The organism is Ruegeria conchae, assembly GCF_000192475.1.
Classification (GTDB): Bacteria; Pseudomonadota; Alphaproteobacteria; order Rhodobacterales; family Rhodobacteraceae; genus Ruegeria; species Ruegeria conchae.
Genome location: NZ_AEYW01000001.1, coordinates 143023 through 167923, shown reverse-complemented (window position 1 = coordinate 167923; position 24901 = coordinate 143023). Strand labels below are relative to the sequence as shown.

At 55.0% G+C, this 24901-nt stretch carries 15 protein-coding genes; 10 read left to right on the top strand and 5 right to left on the bottom strand.

Annotated features, from left to right (window positions below; genetic code table 11):
* Window position 1: 1 nt before the first annotated feature.
* The 4 genes from G7G_RS0100920 to G7G_RS22625 form a co-directional block, all read right to left on the bottom strand.
* Window positions 2-970 (bottom strand): VOC family protein, encoded by a 969-nt coding sequence (locus tag G7G_RS0100920; RefSeq protein WP_010437420.1) that lies wholly within the window; start codon window positions 968-970, stop codon window positions 2-4.
* Between the two features lie 696 nt (window positions 971-1666).
* Window positions 1667-2692, bottom strand: a complete 1026-nt coding sequence (locus G7G_RS0100915; RefSeq protein WP_010437418.1) for an adenylate/guanylate cyclase domain-containing protein — start codon at window positions 2690-2692, stop codon at window positions 1667-1669.
* The gene (locus G7G_RS0100910) at window positions 2685-3026 is read right to left on the bottom strand and encodes an Hpt domain-containing protein (protein WP_010437415.1); all 342 of its coding nucleotides are present in this window, start codon (window positions 3024-3026) and stop codon (window positions 2685-2687) included. Before G7G_RS0100910 ends, G7G_RS0100915 begins: the two co-directional genes overlap by 8 nt.
* 3 nt (window positions 3027-3029) lie before the next feature.
* Window positions 3030-10019, bottom strand: a complete 6990-nt coding sequence (locus G7G_RS22625; protein ID WP_139056582.1) for a GAF domain-containing protein — start codon at window positions 10017-10019, stop codon at window positions 3030-3032.
* Between the two features lie 769 nt (window positions 10020-10788).
* On the opposite strand from G7G_RS22625, the gene G7G_RS23615 reads away from it, so the two are divergent.
* The 10 genes from G7G_RS23615 to G7G_RS24945 all read left to right on the top strand — a co-directional run bounded on the left by G7G_RS23615 (window position 10789) and on the right by G7G_RS24945 (window position 23677).
* Window positions 10789-13989, top strand: a complete 3201-nt coding sequence (locus G7G_RS23615; RefSeq protein ID WP_010437411.1) for an endonuclease/exonuclease/phosphatase family protein — start codon at window positions 10789-10791, stop codon at window positions 13987-13989.
* A gap of 952 nt (window positions 13990-14941) precedes the next feature.
* Window positions 14942-16024, top strand: coding sequence for an MHYT domain-containing protein (locus G7G_RS0100885; RefSeq protein WP_010437407.1), 1083 nt, complete (start codon window positions 14942-14944; stop codon window positions 16022-16024).
* Between the two features lie 139 nt (window positions 16025-16163).
* Window positions 16164-16997, top strand: a complete 834-nt coding sequence (locus G7G_RS0100880; protein WP_010437405.1) for an FAD binding domain-containing protein — start codon at window positions 16164-16166, stop codon at window positions 16995-16997.
* Between the two features lie 12 nt (window positions 16998-17009).
* Window positions 17010-17504 (top strand): (2Fe-2S)-binding protein, encoded by a 495-nt coding sequence (locus G7G_RS0100875; protein ID WP_010437402.1) that lies wholly within the window; start codon window positions 17010-17012, stop codon window positions 17502-17504.
* On the top strand, window positions 17501-19918 hold the full coding sequence (locus tag G7G_RS0100870) for an aerobic carbon-monoxide dehydrogenase large subunit (RefSeq protein ID WP_010437398.1): 2418 nt from the start codon (window positions 17501-17503) through the stop codon (window positions 19916-19918). Before G7G_RS0100875 ends, G7G_RS0100870 begins: the two co-directional genes overlap by 4 nt.
* 53 nt (window positions 19919-19971) lie before the next feature.
* Window positions 19972-20838: an AAA family ATPase gene (locus G7G_RS0100865; protein ID WP_010437395.1), complete on the top strand. Its 867-nt coding sequence runs from the start codon at window positions 19972-19974 to the stop codon at window positions 20836-20838.
* A 47-nt stretch (window positions 20839-20885) separates the two neighbouring features.
* Window positions 20886-22025: a vWA domain-containing protein gene (locus G7G_RS0100860; protein WP_238528747.1), complete on the top strand. Its 1140-nt coding sequence runs from the start codon at window positions 20886-20888 to the stop codon at window positions 22023-22025.
* 12 nt (window positions 22026-22037) lie between these two features.
* Window positions 22038-22850, top strand: coding sequence for an XdhC family protein (locus G7G_RS0100855; protein ID WP_010437390.1), 813 nt, complete (start codon window positions 22038-22040; stop codon window positions 22848-22850).
* A gap of 106 nt (window positions 22851-22956) precedes the next feature.
* Window positions 22957-23409 (top strand): SRPBCC family protein, encoded by a 453-nt coding sequence (locus G7G_RS0100850; protein ID WP_010437389.1) that lies wholly within the window; start codon window positions 22957-22959, stop codon window positions 23407-23409.
* A 115-nt stretch (window positions 23410-23524) separates the two neighbouring features.
* Window positions 23525-23677: a hypothetical protein gene (locus G7G_RS24945; protein ID WP_010437388.1), complete on the top strand. Its 153-nt coding sequence runs from the start codon at window positions 23525-23527 to the stop codon at window positions 23675-23677.
* 707 nt (window positions 23678-24384) lie between these two features.
* Here G7G_RS24945 and G7G_RS0100840 read toward each other — a convergent pair.
* Window positions 24385-24879 (bottom strand): hypothetical protein, encoded by a 495-nt coding sequence (locus G7G_RS0100840; protein WP_010437387.1) that lies wholly within the window; start codon window positions 24877-24879, stop codon window positions 24385-24387.
* Window positions 24880-24901: the final 22 nt, after the last annotated feature.

The following is a 24901-nucleotide window of genomic DNA, read 5'->3' as shown; positions in this document are numbered from 1 at the left end:
TTCAGACCTCGGGGACTTGTCCGTAGAGCCACGGGCAATTCACAACGCTAGGTGCCCGGTGCCCCGCGGCTGCGGTTGCCAATCGCTTATCCCGAAAGGCGGCGCGCTCCTGTTCGTTCAGGTACAGCCGTTCGTGGCCCCAAAAGCTGGGCCCGACATTTGTTTCACATGCTTCCCAGGTGGATGGGTCGATGATCCTCCCGCCCCAACCGCTTTCCACGAAAAAGCCCGACGGCGTATGGGCATAAAAGCTTGTCATGTAATCATTTGTGTGCCGCCCCAATGTATAGGCGATTTCGGCAAGACCATTCTGAGCCAGATCATACCCCTGACCCACGTCGTCTAGATTGTCGTATTCCACCATGAAGTGATGAAACCCCGCCTGCCCCGACCCGACGATTGCAAAACTATGATGCCGGCCGTTGACATGAAAGAAATAGAGAGGAATGGGCCGCAACCCATAATCGCTTAAATGAAAGCCAAGTACGTCGCGGTAAAAAGGTACAAGCGCTTCGGCGTTGGACACGTGCAAAACAGCGTGCCCCATGCCATATGGGCCGGTCTTGAATCCCTCGATAGGTCGACCCGGGATAAAGGGATCGGTTGTTTTCTCCGGCTTCCAGACGAACTCAAGCCGATTCCCGGCAGGATCGACACATGTAATGATTTCAGCCACATAGCGGCGATCGGCCAGTCCGCGATCCCCCGGGGTCACATTGTGTCCCGCCGCCTCCAGTTTAGTGGCAAGCCTTTCCAGGTCAGACTTCTCGCCAACCTCCCATCCGATGTAGGCCAGGGTATCGCCGGGCTCGTCTGATATGATCAACCGCTGGTGCTGATCATCCATCCGAAACGCCGTATTGCGACCCCCGCGATCCAAAACCTGCATGCCCAGCATATTGCCAGCGAACTGCCGCCAATCGTCTGACTTGTTGGAACGAATACCGATGTAGCTTAGCGCGGTGATCATACTAATCTTCTCCCGAAGATATTGCTTCCCCAATTCATGGTAATAAGCATGCCACAAAATACTTTTGTCCATCAGGCGGACAAGAGGGACAGCAACGTTCTACCTAGCTGGCTCCATTAGTTTGGATGCTCGTTTTAGACTACCAATAAATTACAGCTCAGGAGAGGCAAACCGTGCTCTGACGTAGTGGAGTATGGCTCTTCTAACTTGGAGCGAATATCGCTGACGGCCACTGCAATTAGAGATGGATAATTAATTTTCCCGCCGCCCAAAAAAGTTCGAACGCCTTCGGCGATGAAGTTCCCTTCATTTCACCCGAAGCATACGGCAGCTTTGTCCCGTGCCTCTCCCATTCACGGACCTCGAGATTTCGCTATCGCGGCGAATGGCCGCAAAGCGGCCTGCGACCCCAGAAATTTAGGCGAGTGGCGAATGTCTCTTTTGGGCCGCTCCTCATCGGTTCAAGACGGCCCGAACGGCAGGATGCCGCGGTCGCTCCGATGGCGGCATAGAGCCCACTTTGGCCGATGCTGCGCGATGCCCCAATTGCAGCAATACGCAGAAAGCGGACTTTGCAAAGTTTGACAATATCTAGTCTCCAATCAATGAGCCACATATGAAAATCATCGGGCGAAAAGCAAAGCCACAAGCGCAACTACACCCGGTGTAGATGCGCTTGCCAGGTTGCATGAATGGTCATAGCGCATGGATATCGAACGGATCGGAGAAACCCTTGATCATTGTTCTACCAAATGTCTCCAACACATTTGCCCCTTCCAACAGATCGAAGGTTTCTTGATCAATCAATATACGGCTTCCGGTTTTCTGAGTTTCTGCCTCGAGGCGAGCAGCAAGGTTTACGGTCGATCCTATGCAAGTATACGTCGCTCGATTGTCCGTACCGGCATAGCCGGCGACGACTTCGCCAGTCGCTATTCCGACGCCGATTTTCAGGTCACTTTTCGCTTCTGAGCGCCTTTCAAGATTTAACATCTCGATCATGTTGTGCATTTCATGCCCTGCCGCCACTGCACTTTGCGCAGTATTGGGCAGTGGTTGCGGAACTCCAAAAAGAGCCATCAAACCGTCACCCAGCATCAGGCTGACAATTCCGCCATTGCTGGAAACAGCCTCGAACATCAACGTGTAGAACGTGTTGAGCAGGTCAATTGTTTCCTCTGGTGCGAGATTTTCAGACAAGGTCGTGAAACCGCGAATGTCACAGAAGAGGACCGAAGCATTGGCACGCTTGCCACCTATCGCAAAGCCAGACTCTTGCAGGTCTTGTGCAACCTCCGTTGTTGCAAAGCGCTCTAGCAGACGTTTCTGCTCGTCCCTGAGTCTTTTCTTTTCAAGGCCGCTGGAGACGCGCGCACCAAGAAGTGTCTTATTGACCGGTTTTGGCAGGTAGTCTTCCGCACCCAATTCGATACAGCGCACGACATTGTCGAGCCCCTCAACAGATGACGTCACGATCACCGGCAAATCACGCAGGTCGGTGTCTGATTTGATGGCTTCGAGAACCTGAAAGCCGTCCATTTCAGGCATTTCGATATCCAGCAGAAGCAAATCAAACGGCTGGTTAGACAACATCTCCATTGCGACCCGGCCGTTTTCCGCGACCGATGCCTGGTGACCCAAAAGCTCTACGCTGCGCGACAAAAGCAAGCGGTTCACCTTGTTGTCATCAACGATGAGCAAATGACCCGGGGCGTCAGACATCAATCAGGCTCCGTAAAGCAGCTGCAGCAATGGTAAGGTCGGTTTCCAGCGCCGTCGCGTCTGTAAGGTCCCCGGCTTCAGGCAGCTCTCCGAGCTCGATTTTCCTGGCCCGTTCGGCGAGAGCAATCGCCCCAAAGGTATTGGCATTCGACTTAATGGAGTGCGCAGCACGGCGGTATCGGTCGGCATCAGCCGCGACCGCAGCCGCTTTCAACTCGTCAATCATGCCAGGCGCTTCGTCGAGAAAGGTGTTCACAAGCTCGGCTGCAAAATCTTCGCCTGTAGCGTCTTTAAGCTCCATGAAGATTTCATGATCAATCGGGCTGTCTGTCATGGATCACCTTCTTATTCTGGGGGAATTTAACAGGGCTTCAATTAGGACCGATACGCGGATCGGTTTAGTGATGTAGTCGTCCATCCCTGCTTTCAGGCACATCTCACGGTCGCCCTGCATGGCGTTCGCGGTCATCGCGACTATACGAGGACGACTGCCATCCGGATGCGCTTTATTGATACGACGAGATGCTTCAAGCCCGTCCATCTCGGGCATTTGCACATCCATGAAAACGACATCATATGTTTGCCGGTTGACGCTTTCGACCGCTTCAACACCATTGCTGGCCAAATCAGCGCGATAGCCCATCTGTTCCAGCAGTCGCAGCGCAAGTTTCTGGTTCACCAAATTATCCTCAGCCAGCAAAATCCGCAGTGGATGTCGTGTGGCCATATCCGGATCTGTTTGTGGTTTGCCCTGAGGTTTGGACGGCTCTACGCGCACCTTTTCAGTCGCGAACAATGTGACCAGGGTATCGAACAGGTGGGATTGGCGCAGAGGTTTGGCAAGGTTGGCGGTGAAGAGCCCATCCTCAAGGTCTATATCGCGCGGGCCAAGTGAACTGAAAAGGATGAGTGGCAAGCCCGGTTTCTTGGCGCGAACCCTTTTTGCGAGCTCTTCTCCATTCATGTCAGGCATATGCATGTCGAGAATGGCCAAATCGAACTCGACGCCTTCTTCAAGTATGCTCAGCGCCTCTGACGGAGATCCATACGTCGTTGTCTGCGTGCCCCATTTCTCGGTTTGCAGAGAAAGGATTTTACGATTGGTGGCATTGTCATCCACCATCAAAATTCGCTTGCCTTCGAGTTCAGGCTGAACACCAACAAGACTGCGAGAAGACGATTTAACTGGCTTTGCAGGTTTGGCCTGGATCTTGAAAACAAAGGTGGAACCGCTCCCCTCGCCATCGCTTTCAGCCCACATGGTCCCGCCCATGAGTTCTGCTAGGCGTTTCGAGATCGCAAGACCCAGACCAGTGCCGCCATATTTTCTGGTCGTTGAACTATCTGCCTGACTGAAAGACTGAAATAATCGGCTCATGCCCTTTTGGGATAGGCCGATTCCAGTGTCTCGGACTTTGAACGTTAGTTCGAGCGATCCCTTTACCTTGGCGGATTGTTCAACAGACAGAACCACTTCGCCGCTTTCGGTGAACTTCACTGCGTTAGAAAGCAGGTTCAGCAGAATTTGCCGCAATCTGGTCAGATCCGCACTAATCGCCAGTGGTAGCGCGTCATCGAATTCATAGGCTAAATCGAGTTGTTTCTCAGCGGCTTTGCCGCTGACTAAGTCGAGAGCGCTTTCTATGCATTCGCGCAGGTCGAACGGATGATTTTCGATATCCATCTGCCCGGCTTCAATTTTCGAGAAGTCAAGGATCTCGTTGATGATACCCAACAGCGCGTCACCACTATCGCGGATGGTGTTTGCATAGTCGCTTTGCTCTGCATCCAACTCTGTGTCCATCAACAGGCCGCTCATCCCGATCACCGCGTTCATGGGCGTGCGAATCTCATGTGACATGGTGGCCAGGAATGCGCTTTTTGCTTCGTTGGCAGTTTCAGCAGCCTCGCGCGCTTCTTCAGCTTCGCGGAAAAGGCGTACGTTCTCGATCGCAATAACAGATTGATCGGCAAAGGACTCGGCCATTGCAATATCGTCATCCGAGAAGGGTGTTTTTGATTTTCTGATGAAATAGAGGCCGCCCAGACATTTGCCTCCGCGCATCAATGGCACGCCAAGGAAAGCTTCAAACCCGCTTTCTTCGTGAAGCTTCTTTGCCAACCGCGGCAAGTCACCCGACGACAAGTCATGCACATGCATGGTTTTTCCAGACAGCAATACCGACGACAGAAAATTGTCTTGCGTATCCAGCGGGTGCCGAGTTCTTCCGAAATCACGTATCAGCCCGTTGGGCGAGGCCAAAGCCACTTGCCACCAGAAACTCTCATCCGACAACGCCGCACCGGCCATGTCGCACGAAACGAGCCGTGTCGCGGAATCTACGATCACCTCAAAAACAGGCGTTGTATCCGTGGGCGATTGGCTGATCACCCGCAATACATCAGCACTCGCAGTCTGCCGGGCCAAGGAAGACTGAGTTTCATTGAACAGGCGTACATTTTCCAGCGCGATTATGGCCTGAGCGGCAAATGACTCGGCAATGGACACTTCGTCTTTGGTAAAAACCTTGGACGTCTTTCGAATAAAGACCAAGTTGCCGAAACAGTCTTTTCCACGCATCAAGGGCACCATCAAAAACGATTTAAAGCCCTTCTCGCGAAATATCTTCTTGTCGCGCCGCGGTAGTTCATCGTAGCGCCAATTTGGCATGTGTAGCGTCTTGCCGCTTTTGATTGCCCAGGACGGCAGGTTGTCTTCGGGGTCAATCGGAAGCCGATCCGTCCACTCGACTTTTTCCACACCTTCTGGCGTTGCGACAGCAACCTGCCAAATTTCGGTTTTGTTGGCTTGAATAGCAATTGCCAGGTCGCAATCTATCAGCGTCGTCGCCAGTCCAACAATCTTCTCGAACACGGGTTTGGTATCGGTTGGGGATTCAGAAATTACCCGCAGCACATCTGCACTGGCGGTTTGGCGGGCAAGCGCGGTTTGCGTGTCATCAAAAAGCTGCGAGTTCTGAATAGCGATGATTGCCTGTGACGCAAATGTCTCCATCTGCTTGATTTGCTTCTCGTCGAAAGCCGCAGTTATTCGGCTGCCCATGCTGATGACACCGATTGTGACACCATCGCGGATCAGTGGCACGGAAAGGACGGATCGATAGCCCTCGAGATTGGATTTGAGCAGCGGATCGTAATTAGGGTCAGCTTGCGTATCTTCAACATAGTCGGCCCGTTCATGCAGAAGCGCACGTGCCGTGGCCGATGTTTCCCCGGGCTCAAAAGGATGCGCCTTTAAAAAATCCGCGAATTTGCCCGACAAATTGTGCCCGGCAAAATAATGGTACTTCCCATCTTCGGGTGCCTTAAGCGCCACGAAGGCATCCTGCAGGCGACAAATGCGAGACGAAACGGCCAGCAACGCCTCCAGTACAGGCTCCAATGCATCAGGAGATCGGGAAATAACTTCGAGCACCTCGCTTGTGGCTTTCTGGTACTCTAAGGATTCCTCAACTTCCTCAGTTCGGGCTGTCACCTCGTCGAAAAGGTGCGCATTTCCAAGCGCAATCACCGCTTGCGAGGCGAACGTTTCAACTAAAGCTATCTGCTTGTCCGAGAACGCCCCAATTTTCGAATGAGCAAGTGAAATCACGCCGAGCGTGACCCCATCCTTTACCAGTGGGACCCCTAAAGCCGAACGAAATCCGGCACCCAGTGCTTCTTCTTTCCAAGCATAGTCCGGGTCGTGCTCAAAATCTTCAATATACACCGTTTTGCCTGTCAGCGCGGCGCGACCCGTGGTCGTACCCTTGTCTGGAACAAGCACCTGACGGGTTATGACGTCGTAATGAGCTGCGGCGGAATTATGGGTCGCAGCAATGTCGTATACTCCGGTTTCTTCATTCAGTAGTGCGACGTAAGACGCCTCGGGTTTGCAGATGCGAACCGCCACTTGCAAAATAGCTTTGAGTACGGGATCGAGTTCATTTGGTGAGCGCGAGATCACTCCCAGCACTTCAGACGTGGCTGTTTGATAGTCGAGCGCTTCTTCAACTTCTGCTGTACGGGCCTGCACTTCTTTGAACAACCGGGTGTTGTTGATGGCGATCACAGCCTGGGAGGCGAATGTCTCTAACAGGTTGACCTGTTTTTCGCTAAACGCCCCGGGCTTCCGGTGCGCCATGACGATAACACCAACGGTCACGCCTTCGCTGACTAAGGGGACGCCGAGGGTGGTAAGGTAATCACCGATCTCCGCCGCCACCTTCCATGTGTAAGATGGATCCTTACTTGTATCTTTTATGTAAACAGTCTTGCCGTGAAGGGCCGTGCGGCCGATGCACGAGCCTTCCTCTGGGGCAATTGGGTTGTCTGACAAATAGTCAAGAAACGCATCACTCACGTTGTGGGACATGGCCACACGGTACAACCCATCGTCAGCATCCCGCATTGCAAAGAATGCATATTCTGGGTCGCAGATGCGTGAGGAAACTTCCAGGATTGCATCTAGCACCCGTGGAAGATCGTTAGGCGAACGAGAGATGACATCTAAAACCTCTGACGTGGCAGTCTGGTATTCTAGTGACTGCACGACCTCGGCAGTGCGTTCTTCCACTTCCCGGAACAGGTTGGCATTTGTAATGGCGATAATCGCTTGGTCGGCGAAGGTTTCTAACAACTGAATCTGCTTGGTGGAAAATCCCAAAACCTCGGTTGACCCGACCGAAATTACACCCACAACCTCGCCATTTTTGACCAACGGGACCCCGAGCACGGACCGATATTCCCCGACGCCGCTATCCTCCATCCAAGTATAAGACGTCTCGGTTTCGACATCTTCGATATAGATGGTGCGTTTCGACAGTATGGCACGCCCGCTTACACCGCTTTCATCAGGCGAAATAGGATGCGCTTTGACATATTCCGCAAAGGTCGTGTCCTGCGTAAGTATTGCAAGAACATGAAAAAGCTGATCGTCGGGGTTCAACATTGCAACATAGGCATCCTGCAATTCGCAGATGCGCGACGCTTCTTTGAGGATGGCATCGAGAACAGGCGCCAACTCATTTGGTGACGCCGAAATAACCCGCAGCACTTCGGATGTAGAGGTCTGGTATTCCAAAGCCTGCGTAACTTCCGCTGTGCGATCCTGAACTTCGCGAAACTGTCGGACGTTTTCCATTGCGATAACGGCTTGAGCCGCGAAGGTTTGGACCAGTGCCACGTCGTCGTCTGAGAATGGCGCAACTTCACGGCGATAGAGTACGATCACCCCTAGACCGGTGCCATCCTTCATCAACGGAACCGCCAGAACCGAGCGGGCTCCTTCAATCTCAACCATCTGAACCCGTTTCGGGTCACGATCCCTGAGGTAAAGGGGATCGTCCGCGATATCGTCCTGGCGAATGACCTCGCCATCAATCATTGGTTTGATCGCAATCAATTCAGTGCGTGTAAGTGGCTCCATAAAATTTTTGAGCGCTTCGTCAAAATCGATTCTCGCACCAATATTGGCTGGGATCGTTGCGATCTCGCGTTCGTGATCAGCGATACACAAGAAGGCGAGTGGCGCTTTGCACAGACGGCTGGAGTTTTCGAGAATGCTTTGGAAAACCGGCCTTTCGTCGTCGCGGCTACGGCTTATGACTTCGAGGATTTCTCGCGATGCTTTTTCGCGCTCAAGTCGTTCCTGAACCTCTCGAAATTGGCGCGTATTTTCTATCGCTATGACTGCGTGTTTGGCGAACTCTTCAATGAATTGCACGTCGGGATCAGAAAACGGACGGACTTCGCGGCGGCTGACTGCGATCGCACCAATCGCCTGTTCCCCCTGCATCAATGGCACAACAACCCGTGACCTGATGCCTTCGACCTCAACCATTGTAACAGCAGTAGGATCACCCGAGCGGTAGAACTCAGTGTCGGCGATGTCCTCGACGCGTACAACCTTGCAATTTCGTATCGCCGCCGCCGCCGTGACTGAACCATCAAGAGGCCACTCTTCTCCCAATTCGACGTCGGTTCTATCGTGCCCCCATGCACCGGCCAATTGAATATGGGTTCCTGCAGCGTTGACCAAAACCAGTGCCGCCTGATCCGCGTCACAGATTTCCGTGGCCTGCTGCAGCACCGCTTCAAAGACGCGCGCATCGTTGTCCCGGCTTTTGCTGATAACACTCAGAACCTCCTGCGTCGCCGTTTGGCGTTCTAACTGAGTGTGCAGTTCCTTCATTTGACGGGTGTTATCTATTGCGATCACAGCCTGCGCCGCAAAGCCCTCGACCAAAGAGATTTCATCTTCAGTAAATGGCCGCACTTCACGCCGGTAAATCCCAATGACACCGACGGGATCACCATTTGCCGACATCAAAGGAACCGTTAGAAACGAACGGACACCTTCCTCATCAACCAGTTGCCGGCGCCAAGGATCCCCATTGATGTAGTGGTCTGTCTCGCGCAAATCGACGTTGTGAATAACGCGCGATTGCCGCACGGACTCGGCAATTTGTAAATTTGACTCCAAAGACCAGCGATCCACGCCGACCTTGTACGTAGCCAATTGATCACCAAAATGGGCCGCGTATTCCAAATGAGTTCCTGCCTCATTTAGCAGGCTCAACGTGGCTACATCTGTTTCGCAAAGCCGGGCCGTGTTTTCCAGGATCGTCTGAAAGACTGGCGCTTCATCTTCCCGAGATCGACTGATCGTCTCCAGCACATCGCGCGTTGCCCCTTCACGAGCCAGACGGACCTGCAACTTGCTAAACTGGCGAACATTTTCAATTGCAATGACCGCCTGCGCGGCGAAAGTTTCAACCAGCTGGACCTGATCGTCGGAGTACGGTCGCACCTCATCCCGTGCCAGCATCAGGCATCCGATTGCACTGCCACCCACTTTCAAAGGAACAAACAGATTGCTTCTGCACCCATGCGTTTCGACAATGAGTTTAAAGCGCTCATCGCCCGATTTGTGGAAATCGGTGTCGCCCATGTCGACAACACGCCTGGTCTTACCGCTGAGAATAGTGTCCGTCACGATGGAGTTGCCTGGCTCCATCGTGTATTTGCCGTCGAGCCACAGCTGCTGAATATCCGGGTGCAGATTGACGCTGGCAATCAGTTGCTGACGCGCATCCCCTTCTTGCCCGAGAACCAGACCAGCAAAAATGGCATCGCAGAGATCTTTTGCCAGCGTTAAAATCAAGTCGCATACTGGTTGGATGTCATCCTTGGTCTCAGAAATCGCCTGCATAACCCGCGCAGTAGCTTCGAACCGCGCCTGCTGATCATCCGCGCTGAGCCCCGAACTTTGTGCAGACGACGACGCTGAACTTCCCGTCTCTTCCGATGTCCTCTTTCCACCCACCTGCGTTCGCAGCTCCCGCACCAACTAATGAAACACACACAACACCGGAGTTTACTGGGCATAAGATAGAAGTCACAGAGTTTCTTTGCAGACAGTATTCAATGCGCTTCGGGCGATGCTGGTATGGTGTGGCCTTGGGAAGATCCGCAGAGTCATAAAGAAAGCCGCTCTATTTGCGAAAAAAGTGTCCTAAATAGGAGATGTGTTAAACTTCCCAGAATACTCAAACATCGCTGTTGTATATCATCTTTGGGTTGCGAGCGGCCCACCGGGCCAAAAATGCGGATGGCCGCAAGGTCCGCATGTCGAATGTTCAGGCAGCCTTTGATTTTGCGCTCGCAGCGAACGGCAGGTTCGACGGGCCGCGCCGCAGCATGGAGTCAACGGGCTGCGGGTCCGGTTGGGGCCGTTTGGCACATTTGAGTGTCTGGTTTGGGCTACTATTTTCATTTCTATAGCAATCAATGCGCGAAACTTGGTTAAAAGCCGGCACTTAGGTCGCAGCCATGTTGATGGTCTATTCTTGGCAGATAAAAAATGAACTCCAACAAAGTACTGACTGCACTTAGAACTGCTCAAACATTGCGATTTTCACCAGTTGCTTATGTGAGCAACGGCCTGACGAACATCTAGCGGCAAAGCTCCGCCGTATTGTTCGATTGTACACAACTTTTTAACTAATTCCTCTAGCGTACGCTACCTTGGGTTGTGTTACGGCGAGTCTCTCGTAGGCCGCTGCCTTTTTTCTTATCTATAAAGAGGTACTGACATGACGACCGTTTTAGCTGCTGGCGATATTGCGTTTACCGGTTTCAATTCTGACAACCCTGATGAGTTCACTTTCGTTGCCCTGACTGACATCGAAGCCGGGACTGAGATCAGATTTACTGACAATGGCTGGCTCGCAGCGGGCGGTTTTCGCAGTACAGAGGGTGTTTTTATCTGGACGGCACCTGCAAATATCGCGGCGGGAACCGTAATAAATCCAGCTTTCTCGGGGCCATCCTTCTCTGCAAGCGGGGATCAGATACATGCCTATCAGGGGACCGAGACCGCGCCGTCTTTTGTTGCGTCTGTTCATTTCAACGGCACTGGTTATGAAGATGACGCAACTTCTTCAAACACTTCGGCCCTGCCCGCGGGTCTGACTGTGTGCACCAGCGCTGTGGCTATTCCCGAGACCGACAACGGAGCCTATAATGGTCCGCTTACAGGCAACAAGGCAGAGCTACAGGCAGCTATCAACAACGCGGCAAACTGGGTGACCGATAATTCACGGATCGACGATATCGAACCGGCGAGTTTCACTGTCACTGATGCCACATCGTCGCCCTCAGTTATAATCAACGATTTGGACCTTGCCACCGATGAAGGTGGCATGGCGGATACATACGAAGTCACATTGTCTGTCGCACCTACGCAACCGGTCACAATCACCATCGCGGTGGGCGCTGATCTGGATGTCGTACCGGCCGAGCTTGTATTTGATGCGACAAATTTTGATCAGCCGCAGCAAGTTGCAGTGACCGCGGTTGATGACGATTTGCCAGAGGCGGCCGAGATCGCGGAAATACAGCATTCTGTCACATCCGATGACCCGGCATATGAAGGCATCCTCGCCCCAATCGTGGAAGTGTCTGTCTCGGCCAGCGACATCGAAATCGTTGCAATCTACGAGATCCAGGGTGCGGGTCATGTGTCTGATTTTGTTCTGGCCGAAGGGCAGACCGTTGCCGAGTTTTATGAGACCCTCCCCGCCGGCACATCGAACGTTTTTGGCGACTTGGTTTCGACCAGCGGTATTGTTACAGCGGTGGATTCCAACGGGTTTTACTTGCAGGACCCGGATGGTGACGGTGATGATGCCACCTCAGACGCGATATTCGTGTTCACTGGTTCCAGCCCGACTGTCTCTGTCGGAGACGCAGTTTCAGTGGGTGGAACAGTTGCTGAGTTTTTCCCTGGCGGTACAGGCAGCGGAAACCTGTCGAGTACGCAGCTGACGAATGTGTTCGATCTTGAAGTCCAGTCTTCAGGCAATATCCTGCCAGATGCAGTTATGATCGGCAATGATCCGGGTGAACGGGCAGTTCCGAACCAGAGCATCGACGATGATGCTTTTGCCTCATTCGAACCCATTCAGGACGGCATCGACTTCTTCGAAAGCCTCGAAGGCATGCGCGTGACGGCGACCGATCTGCAAGCCGTCAGCGGAACCAGCCGGTTTGGCGAGATTTTTGCCGTTACCGATCAGGGCAGCGGTGCCACGGGTCTTTCCGAGCGCGGCACGCTGAATATCTCGCCGGATGACTTTAACCCCGAAAAAATCCAGATCGACGAAGACAGCGGGATTTTCGACTTTGACTTCCCAACGGTAAACGTTGGTGATCTTCTCGGCGACGTCACAGGCGTGGTTGGGTACAGTTTCGGAAACTTCGAAATCCTGCCGACCGAGGATTTTACCCCGAACATTCAATCCGCCGGATTGGAACCGGAATCGACCGACATTGCCGGTTCGGCCAATGAACTGACAATTGCGACGTACAATGTGCTTAACCTCGATCCAAATGATGACGACGGTGATCAGGATGTGGCCGATGGGCGGTTCGACGCCATTGCCGCGCAGATCACCAACAACCTGGGCAGCCCCGACATCATTGGCCTGCAAGAGGTGCAGGACAATTCCGGCTCGGTCGATGACGGAACCGTTTCGGCAGCGGAGACCCTTGCGGAGCTGGCCGCGGCCATCGTTGCCGCAGGTGGTCCGGCCTATGAGGTGATCGACAATACCTTCATCGGCGACGGAACATCGGGCGGTCAGCCCGGCGGCAATATCCGCACGGCTTTCCTGTACAATCCCGAGCGTGTCACGCTGGTTGAAGGATCGGTGCAAACCATCGGTGGGCAAGGTCCCGGCGAAGCGTTCGAAGGCGCACGCCTGCCGCTGGTCGCTGATTTCGTCTTCAACGGCGAGACGGTGACGGTGGTCAACAACCACTTCTCCTCCAAAGGCGGATCCGCGCCCATTCTGGGGGCCGAACAGGATTTTGCCGCACGTCAAGAGGACGTTACAGTGAATGGCAGTCTGGATGAACGTCAGGCTCAGAGTCAGGCGGTGCAGGACTTCGTCAATGGTCTTGGTGCTGAGGCCAATGCGGTTGTATTGGGTGACTTCAACGAATTCGAATTTGTCTCACCTGTGGCCGATCTTGAAAACAACACCAGCCTTGTAAACCTGACAAACGATATCCCGGAAGACGAGCGCTATACCTTCGAGTTTCAGGGAAACAGCCAATCGTTAGACCATATTCTGGTCTCCGAGGGATTGTATGCCGGCGCATTGGTGGACATTATCCATGTCAATTCGGAATTTGCTGCAACCAGCGCGCGAGCGTCGGATCATGACCCGATGCTGACTAGCCTGTTTCTGCCCGACACACAGACACTGGCGGTCGAGTTCGAGGCAGATGGGTGGTTCAGAACCTTAGCATTCGAGAGCATCGATGGCGAAGTTGTGGATGTCGACCGGCTTGGTCCCGTGCGCAAAAGTCTCAAATTTTCGGATGTTGGTATTAAGGTGGATGCGATTGACCCGACCAATTTCGAGTTTGTCGCCACCAAGCATGGCGCGATAGGTGTCTATTCCTTCGACGATCCGATCTTCGGACGCGAAGCCAGGTCAGTCGACGGTGATGAAAGCTTGATGATCGCGTTGGAGGACGCGGATCTTGAGGCGGTGGAGTTCATGTTTAGCTTCGACGAAAGTCATGGAAACGGCGAAGTGGAGGTTGCGTTCTACGATGACGGAGAGCTTGTGGGTACGCTGATCGCGGACGCCGCCGACGGTGATTTCCAAGGTTCGTTGGGCCGCACGAGTTTTGACGCGGTGGAGTTGGCCGCAAGCGGTGATACTATGTTTACGGTTGATGAATTTTCCTTTGATGTGATTGATCACAACCAGATCGCGTAGTGTAAAGTCGCACAAGCTTCTTGTGACTATGAAAACAGCAGCTTCGACGGCCGCATTGCTGTATCGCGATGCGGCCTAAACGGTGTGTTAATGGCTCCTGTAAAGCAAGAGAATTATGTCACTGCGATGGGCTGTGGGCGAAATCATTTGTTCGACCTGTTAGCGTCCGAGTTTCGAAGCGCAGGAAGGTACGCATTTTGTGAGTTTGCCTGTCTTGCGATTTCTCTCCCGCGGTGAATGGCAGGTTTGACGGGCCGCGCCGCAGCATTACCGATAGCGGTTGAATGTCTCCTTTGGGCCGCGAGCTACCTCTTCCAGCCCAAAGCGGACTTCGCGAACTATCTTCTGCTTGAAAAGGAAAATTGGAAGCCGACGCGCAGCCGATTTGTCAGCACTGTGCTTCAACAAGGAAAATCCCCTATCTGTTGGCAGGCTGAGGCACGGCCTGAGATCTGGACAACAAGTCACGTGGCCGGTCGCAAGGCGATATAGTGATCCGAAGATGGACAGTGTATTCGCGAAGTGTTCAAACGCGTTAGCGCCTATTTGGTCACGTAGCCTTCAGGCCTATTGGATCTTTACTCCGGTCTGGCCCGTACTCTACATCGAGAGCATCTGGATAGGTCGGCGGGTAAAATGTCTGTAGCGGTGAAGCTTGCTTGGACGCAACTTGAATTGAATGTCCAGTAATCGCCACCTTTCATGCCTAGATCCGCGATCACTTTAACTAAGAGCGATCCCTCTCTAGCCAGGACATTTTCGTGCAGACACGTTCCAGCGCTGCTGCCGAATGGCGCGAACTCGGTGACGGACACAAGACAGCTTTGCAAGCCTCACTGAGACCGGTTCGAATTCCTCTGCGCGTGCTGCTGCAGTCCGGCCAGAGTAGATTGTGCCGGGAATTTCAGTTTGCTAACGTCAGACACGCGCTGGGGAGGGCGGGTACACCTATATGCTGGACTATTCGCACAACGCCTGGCTTGTGGCGGCCTCTTTGGCCGTGTCGCTGATGGCGGGATTTACCGGGCTGTATCTGACCCATGGTGCATCCCAGCTTGACAGTCAGCGGCGTAAGCTTGTGGTTGCTCTGGCGGCAGTCATTCTGGGTGGCGGCATCTGGTCGATGCATTTTGTCGCCATGCTGGGTCTGCAACTGCCGATCCTGTTTTACTATGACGCTCTGATCACACTGATTTCTGCTCTGGTCGCGATCCTGATGGTTGGACTGGCGCTTTTACTGCTGCATTTTCGCCCGCGCACGCCCCAGATCATGATCGGGTCTGGGGTGATCGTGGGCCTGGGGATCGTGGTGATGCACTATATCGGAATGGCTGGAATGCAGCTGTGCCGTCCCGTCTATAATGCATTGGATGTGGTGTTGGCGACTTTGGCTTCGGTGATACTGTCGGTTGCGGCCATCTGGGTCGCCTATGGTAATCGCACGCAGCGCAATATTCTTTTGGGCACGGTCTGCTTTGGGCTGGCCGTGTTTACCATGCATTTTGTGGCCACCGGGCTGACCGATTTTGTCGCCAGCGATAGCGCCGGTGGCGCAGGACCTGCGCTAGACAATCAGGTTCTGGCGATGGGTGTCACGGTTTCGGTGTTTCTGATTTGCGGAGCGTTCCTGTTGACGGGAATCTCGTTCATCGAACCTAAGGAGACGCCTGCACCCGAACGTCCTGCAGAACCCGCAGCCCTGCGTGCCGGGGTTCCGTTCGAGCGCGAGGGCCAGACTTTTTTCGCCGAATCCAACCGCATCGCCGCCATCCGGGCCGAGGGGCACTATACCGTTCTTTATTTAGATGCCGAGAAACTGTTTTGCCCTTGGTCGATCACCGAGGCTGAATCGCGCCTGGAACCTGACGGATTTCTGAGGGCCCATCGCAGCTATCTGGTGAACCCAAAGCACGTCTCAAGCTTTGAGCGTCACAAGGATAATGGGACCTGTTATTTCGACGGCGTCGACGCGTTGACAAAGGTACCGGTCAGCCGATCCCGTTTAACAGACATTCGCGAGGCGCTTGGCCTTTGATCGCATCTCGTGCAGCCAATTCGCATTTCGTGAAACAAGCTGCGCGCCCTGTTTCCGTTGGCTGGAACGCCTGAGCCCGCCACTCTTTTCTTACTCAAGGTCCCCCAAGGCATAACGCTCGGACCCAGGGAGGAAGAAAATGATACCAGCCGGTTTTGAGTATCACCGGCCAGGCGATATCGCCTCGGCCATCGGCATTCTGCAAGAACATGGAGACGAGGCGCGCGTCATCGCAGGCGGGCACAGTCTGATTCCTATGATGAAGTTGCGCATGGCCGAGATGGGTCATCTGGTCGATCTTCAAGCTATCGACGAATTGAAGGGTGTTGAGGTTGGTGCTGATACCGTCAAATTGGGCTCGATGGTGACACAGCATGAGCTGATCACCCACGATGGGTTGGCCACCGCCATTCCGTTGATCCGCGAAGCCGCATTGCAGATCGCTGATCCGCAAGTGCGTTATATGGGCACAGTTGGTGGCAACGTCGCCAATGGGGATCCTGGGAATGACATGCCGGGATTGATGCAGTGCCTGAACGCCACGTTTGAGTTGTCCGGTCCCGATGGTAACCGCAGCGTTGCGGCGCGTGACTTCTACGAGGCTGCTTATTTCACCGCCCGTGGAGATGAGGAAATCCTGACACGCATCTCGATTCCGGTTCCCGGATCCGGCGTGAGGCAAGCCTACGAAAAGCAAAAACGAAAGATAGGCGACTACGCTACCGCTGCCGCCGCAGTGATGGTTGGAAATGGTACGGCGTCAGTTGCGATGACCAATCTGGCCGACACTCCCGTCTGGTCCGTAAGCGCGAGCAGTGCTTTGGCGGGTGGTGATGTCGAGGGCTGTGTGTCGGAAATGCTTGATGCGATCGACCCGGTCGCTGACAACCGCGGCCCCGTCGAATTCAAGAAACACGTGGCCGCCGTGATGCTGCGCCGCGCCATCGACCGTGCGCAAAGCCGCGCGGGTTGAGGGGAGGAACCAATGTCAAAAATGCACGTCAAACTCACCGTGAACGGAAAAGAAGTCGAGGGTCTGGCCGAGCCGCGCACGCTGTTGATCCACTTCCTGCGGGAAGATCTGAAAATCACCGGCCCTCATATCGGGTGCGAGACCAGCCATTGCGGTGCCTGCACCGTGGATATCGACGGTAAGTCGGTCAAATCCTGCACCACCTTCGTGGCGCAGGTGAACGGAGCCGATATTACCACTGTCGAAGGACTGACCAATGACGATGGCAGCCTTGGCGTTCTGCAGGAAATGTTCCGCGAACATCACGGGCTGCAATGCGGCTTCTGCACGCCGGGCATGATCACCCGCGCGCATCGCCTGTTGCAGGAAAACCCGAATCCGACCGAGGAAGAAATCCGCTTTGGTATGGCGGGGAACCTCTGTCGCTGTACCGGGTATCAGAACATCGTCAAAGCGATCTCCGCCTCGGCTGAGATGCTGAACGCTCAGAAGGAGGCCGCGGAATGAACGAACAAACCATGACCCCCGGAGAACGCGCCGCCAATCTCAAAGGGATGGGAAGCTCGCGCAAACGCGTCGAGGATGTGCGCTTTACCCAAGGCAAGGGCAACTATGTCGACGACATCAAGCTGGATGGGATGCTGTTTGGCGCTTTCGTCCGCTCGCCTTATGCCCATGCCCGCGTTGTCAATGTGAACAAAGAGGCCGCATTGGCCGTGCCCGGCGTTGTTGCTGTGTTGACAGCCGAGGATCTGGCTCCGCTGGGTTTGCACTGGATGCCGACGCTGGCAGGTGACAAGCAGATGGTTCTGGCCGATGGTAAGGTTCTGTTCCAAGGTCAGGAAGTTGCCTATGTCGTCGCCGAAAATCGGTACATCGCTGCCGATGCGGCAGAGCTGGTTGAGGTCGACTACGAAGAACTGCCGGTCCTGACCGACCCGTTCGAGGCGTTGAAATCGGACGTAGTTTTGCGTGAAGACCTTGCGGGTCAGACCGAGGGCGCGCATGGCCCGCGCAAACACCACAACCACATTTTCACGTGGGAGCAAGGCGACAAGGACGCGACCGAAGCCGTTCTGGGCGAGGCCGATGTTGTGGCCGAAGAGATGGTTTATTACCATCGGACCCATCCCTGCCCGCTGGAGACCTGCGGCTGTGTTGCCTCGATGGATAAGGTGACCGGCAAGTTGACGCTGTATGGCACCTTCCAGGCCCCCCACGCGATCCGGACTGTTGTGTCGCTAATCTCGGGTCTGGCCGAGCACAATATCCGGGTGATAAGCCCTGATATCGGTGGTGGCTTTGGCAACAAGGTTGGCGCCTATGCGGGCTATGTCTGCTCGGTCGTCGCCTCGATTGTCACCGGCCAGCCGGTGAAATGGGTCGAGAACCGGATGGAAAACCTTATGTCCACCGCCTTTGCCCGCGATTACTGGATGCAGGGCAAGATAGCTGCGACCAAGGATGGCAAGATCACTGGTCTCTGGTGCCATACAACAGCGGATCATGGTGGATTTGACGCCTGTGCCGACCCGACCAAATTTCCGGCTGGTTTCATGAACATCTGCACCGGGTCATATGACATCCCAACTGCTTATCTGGCTGTGGATGGGGTTTACACCAACAAGGCACCGGGCGGTGTTGCATATCGTTGTTCGTTCCGGGTGACAGAGGCCGCATATTTCATCGAACGGATGATCGAGGTACTGGCCATCAAGCTGAACATGGACGCGGCCGAGTTGCGCCGGATCAACTTTATCCGCAAAGATCAGTTCCCGTATCAGTCAGCGCTGGGATGGGAGTATGACTCTGGCGATTACCACACCGCTTGGGACAAGGCGCTGAAAGCTGTCGACTATGAAGGTCTGCGGGCGGAACAGGCGCAACGGATCGAGGACTTCAAAGCCGGAAGGACCCGCAAACTGCTGGGCGTCGGCCTGACGCATTTCACCGAAATCGTCGGGGCTGGACCGGTCAAGAACTGCGATATCCTTGGATTGGGAATGTTCGACTCATGCGAAATCCGGATTCACCCGACGGGTTCCGCCATCGCACGGTTGGGGACGATCAGTCAGGGGCAGGGTCATGCAACGACCTTCGCCCAGATTATCGCCAGCGAGATCGGCCTGCCTGCCGATGACATCACGCTGGAAGAAGGCGACACTGATACCGCGCCCTATGGGCTTGGCACCTATGGGTCTCGTTCGACACCTGTGGCCGGTGCGGCAACGGCGATGGCCGCCCGCAAAATCCGTGCCAAGGCGCAGATGATCGCGGCTTACTTGCTTGAAGTCCACGACGACGATGTCGAATGGGACGTGGATCGGTTCTCGGTCAAAGGTGCGCCTGAGCGGTTCAAGACGATGAAAGAAATCGCCTTTGCCGCATATAATCAGGCGATTCCGGGGCTGGAACCCGGTCTGGAGGCCGTAAGCTACTATGACCCGCCGAACATGACCTACCCATTCGGGGCCTATATCTGCGTCATGGAAATCGACGTCGATACCGGCGAATGGGAGGTCCGGCAGTTCTATGCGCTGGACGATTGCGGGACCCGGATCAACCCCATGATCATCGAGGGTCAGGTCCATGGCGGCGTGACCGAGGCTCTGGCAATCGCTATGGGTCAGGAAATCGCGTATGATGAGATGGGTAACGTCAAGACCGGTACGTTGATGGACTTCTTCTTGCCCACCGCCTGGGAGACGCCCAACTACACCACCGATCACACGGTGACGCCGTCTCCGCACCACCCGATCGGTGCAAAAGGCGTTGGCGAAAGCCCGAATGTCGGTGGCGTTCCTGCGTTCTCGAACGCGGTGCATGATGCCTTCCGTCCGTTTGGCCTTGTTCAGAGCCACATGCCGCATGACCACTGGCGTATCTGGAAGATCGCCAACGGTCTGGGAATGCACGGCTAACAGGAAAAGCTGCCGCGCTGGAATACGGCGCGGCGGCAATCCGGGAGAATTGCATGAGCTTGCAGCACATTCAGCAAGGCTTGGCCGAGGTGGGCTACGTTGCCGATGACCGATTGGCGATGGCGCTTCATCTGGCGCAGTTGCTTGGGCGTCCGCTACTGTTGGAAGGGCCAGCAGGGGTCGGAAAAACAGAGGTTGCAAAGGCGTTGGCGGCACAACGCGCGGCGCGGTTGATCCGGTTGCAATGCTACGAAGGGTTGGATGCCAGCCACGCGATATATGAATGGAATTACCAGCGCCAGTTGCTGGCTATTCGTGCAAGCGAGGCACAGGGTGGCACCAGGGAGGCCCAGCTATTCACTGATGACTATTTGCTGAAGCGACCTTTACTAGAAGCGATCAGCGAAGAAGAACCACCTGTTCTTCTGATCGATGAAATCGACCGGGCGGATGAGGAGTTTGAGGCCTATCTGCTTGAGATTTTGTCGGACTTTCAGATCACCATCCCCGAGCTTGGCACCATCAAGGCGCGTTCGCGGCCCATCGTGATCCTGACGGCGAATGGGACGCGGGATCTTTCGGACGCACTGCGGCGTCGTTGCCTGTATAGTTTCCTTGACTACCCATCGCGTGAAACGGAAATGGCGATCCTGAAAGCCCGCATGCCCGAAGTTGAAGGGCTGTTGGCGCGCCAGATTGTTGGCGTTGTGCAGGCGCTGCGCAAAGAAGACTTGGAGAAGACCCCTGGCATTGCCGAAATGTTGGACTGGGCGGCGGCCCTTTCGGGGCTGGGTGTAAACGACATGGCGCAGTCCCGCGAAGAGGTTCAGGCGACCCTTGTTTGCCTTCTGAAAACCGCTGCCGACTACGACGCTGCTCCGCCCGAGGTGACGGATCGCCTGATCGGAAAGGTGGCGTGATGCAGGTCACCCGGTTCCCCGCACGCGCATCTGGTTTGTCGGAAAGAATGTCCGCTTTCATCGCGCATTTGCGTATGAACGGACTGCGCGTCGGGCCGGCTGAAACGGGGGATGCATTGGCCGCGCTGGCGGCGGTTGAGGCGACGGATGTCAGACAGGCCCAGCAGGCACTTTGCGTGTTGCTGGCCGGCGACGCCGACGATTGGCGGCGGTTCGATGACCTGTTCGAAGCCTATTGGTTCAACACCGGCAAGCAACGCACGGGAACTGCCCAAACCGCGCATGTGCGGGTTCAATCCGCCAAGCCGATGATCTGGCAGCAAGAGAGCCAGGATGCTCAGAAAACCGAGACCGGCACGGATCAGGCCGCCGCACCTGATACCGGCGATGGGGAGGCTTTGGGGAGAGACGGGAAGCTGATTGCGACCCGTACGGCCAACCTGTCGCGCCGGGATTTGCGCGAGTTGATGGATGAAGATGCGCTGCGCCAGGCCGAACAAGCCGCAACGGCCATCGCGCGCGCTATCCGCGACCGGCGCTCGCGTCGGCGCAAACAGGCGCTGCGAGGACCTGCTTTGGACATGCGTCGCATACAGCGGGCCAGCCTTGCGCGGGGCGGAGAACCAATGGACCTGTACCGTCGCGCCCGTCCGCCGCGCCCATTGCGGATTGTGGCGTTGTGCGATGTTAGTGGATCGATGACGGTCTATTCGCGGGTTTTTCTAGCCTTCCTCAAAGGTCTGATCGGCAGTGGAACAGAGGCGGACGCCTATCTCTTTCACACCCGTTTGATGCGGGTGACTGATGCGCTGCGCGATCATGACACGCTGCGCGCAGCCGGTCGGTTATCACTCATGGCCGAAGGGTTCGGCGGTGGGACAGACATCTCGGGAAGCCTTGAGAGGTTTCTGAACGGATACGGTGCCCGTGCATTGAACGGGCGGACGATCGTATTGATCCTCTCAGACGGTTATTGCAGCGAGTCGCCTGAGGCCCTGGCAGATGCTCTGGCTCGGATTCGGCGCAAGGCGCGGCGGATTGTTTGGCTGAATCCTCTTAAAGGATGGAAAAACTATCAGCCCATTGCCGCCGCTATGCAGGCAGCAGAACCTTATCTGGATGCGCACCTACCGGCCAACACGCTCGACGCGCTGGCGGCGTTGGAACCCAAATTCCGAAAACTGTGAAAGGACACGTCGATGGCAGGTTTCGACATTTTCGACAAGATTGAGGAGTTGCGCAAAAAGGGCGATGCCTTTTGCGTGGCAACGGTCCTTCGCACTGCCGACGCAACTTCGGCCAAGGCAGGTGGCAAGGCCGTGATCATGCGGGACGGCTGTATTTTGGGGCATCTGGGCGGAGCGTGCGTGCAGCGCGTTGTACGCACATCGGCGCAGGAGGCACTTGCGGGTGGAACTCCGAAAATGATCCGCGTGAAACCTTCAGACAAGGTAGTGGCGATGACAGACCCGGATGGTGTTGAGACCTTCAAAAGCGGTTGTCCTTCGGGCGGAACGGTCGATTTGCTGATCGAACCCTATCAGCACGCCCCGCGCTTGATCATTTTCGGAGAATCTCCGATTGCAAACGCGCTTGCCGCGCACGCGGCGCTGATCGGGTTGCGTGTTTGTTTGCCTGAAGGTTCCGAAAGCTCGGTGGAATTCATCGGTTTTGATCCAAATGACCTAAACGCATTGGGGGTTGAACCACGCGATTTCGCGGTGGTCGCCTCACAAGGGAAGGGCGATGGCGCAGCGCTGAAATCTGCGCTTGAATCACCAGCACGACGCGTTTCGATGGTCGCGAGCCACCGCAAGGCCAAGGTGTTGTGCGAGAGGTTGGAAGCGCAGGGATTGACCGCTGAGCAAACCAGTCGGCTCAAGTCACCGGCCGGTCTGGATATCCATGGAATCGACCCGCACGAAATCGCCCTGTCGATCCTCGCAGAGATCATCCTCTGGCGGAATTCAGACAATTCCGAGGAGACGTCGCATGATGAAAAAATGGCGTAGATGGTTGCAATCCCTTCGGACTGTGAAGCAGGAACAGACCCCGGAAGAGGCGACCGAGACCGCACTTCGCGTTTTCCCAAGATGCTGTTGAGTAAAGGACTCTCAAATGGAACTAAATGACGAAATCCGTATCTCTGCTCCGCGTGACGTCGTGTATCGAGCGCTAAATGATCCGGATGTGTTGCGTGAGTGCATTCCCGGTTGTGAGGAATTGATCCAGCATTCTCCCGAGCACTTGGAGGCCAAAGTTGTGCTCAAAATCGGCCCGGTCAAGGCTCGGTTCAGCGGCGAAGTGACGTTGGACAACTCCAAAGCTCCGGATGAGTTTTCCCTGACTGGTGAAGGAAAAGGTGGCGCTGCAGGCTTTGCCAAAGGGGGAGCGGATGTCCGTCTTAGCACTGAGGGCGAGGAAACGGTTTTATCCTATAGTGCCAAGGTCACAATCGGCGGGAAAATAGCGCAATTGGGCAGCCGGTTGATTGCAGGGACTGCAAAAAAACTTTCAGCCAAGTTTTTCGACAGATTTGGGGAAATCGTCGCCGAGCAACACGTCGGCTAGGGTTAGGATTTCGGTAACGGGGCCTTCCCAGTCAAGCGGTTTTGCGCAAAATTGTTGATCCGCCGAAACGGTGTTGTCAGGTCTGTACTTGTGAGCCCTGCTATGGGAGTCGAACATGGATACTTTGAACCAAAGCGAAGCCGTTCCTCACAACCTGCATATGATCGACAGCACCGTGATCCGCGCCCATCATCCACTGCCCGGCAGGGGGTTGCGGCAGCAATTTCCCAAGTGGGAGGCAGCGGGCGCCAAACCATGGCCGCGATGAGAAGTTACACCTTGGCACACACTTTTTGCTGATCAAGCGCTGACTGAATTGTTTGAAGTACGTGAACGTGCACAATTACGAAAAATGCAGTTGCAGCGAATGTCGGCAATACGGGTTACAGACGCAGCATCGCCACTATCGATTCAAGGGTCGCTTTGAGCCGCAAGTGACGGCAACGAAACCTTTCAAGCGACACTCAGTTTGCGTCATTCGCAAGAAAGCTTACGCCCTATAAGACGGCATCGATTCCGGGTTTTCCCCTCTGCATCTATTGCGTCCATCGACCAGCTACCATCTGTTTTCAGGGTCAACATCAAGAAGCCGAAATCGCTGTTGCTGACTACTATACTTGCCAGGCTGCCAGCAACTTCAACGTTGGTAGCAGTATCGGAGGGCAAAGCATCAAGCTGCGTTCCTCCGTTGCCGCTTAGCCGACATTGATCAAATGAAGTTCAAATGCAGCTTCGTCCGCGGTCCAGACCTCGTTTGGCCTTCCGGCTTTGCGCTTGCAGCGAATGTCTCCTCCGACGGGCCGCACTGCAGCATCGATAATCCTCGGACAATGGCAGCAATGGGCCGTCCTCGAAAGCTTCGGCACGACCCAATATCGCCAATGCTGCAATTGTCCCCGCGGAAATAGAGAGCCCAGATTGACCGATGCTGCGCTCGGTTTCAAAGTCCGTTATCCCACAGAACTCGGTCTTTCGTCAGGCAATCGGTGTGAAGTCCATCGTCCAGTTGGTTTCCCAAGTGGCTCCATCATCAGTCGAGAAAGCTTGTTCCCATCGCGGAACCGCCCCTTTTTTCCAAAGAAACCTGACGATGAGGGGCTGCCCATTCAACACGTCATGCGCGCGAAATTCTCCGATATCTCCTGTGAATGCACCCTTTACCGGTGTATCAAGCCTGTGGGGCGATCTACCGTCGAGCCACCAGATCGCCCATTCCCCTGAACCTGGATCGAAGCTGCGCAAGGCAATGGCGCGATAAGGCTGTCCGGGAAGCTCGACAAGGTTGTCTTCAACATTTCCATTGCCTGCGAGGATTGGCTGCGTTTGCGAAAGGCCTGCGAAAACCTCCCAGTCATCGCAGCCAGTTAACCGCTCCTTCAAGCGTCTGTGCTGTACGGTCCAAGACCCGAACATGAAGTCAAAATCATTCTGGATAGCGGTTGTCGCCTCGGGGTCGCGATCGGTGTGCATGGCTTCTCCTTTTTTCCGTGAC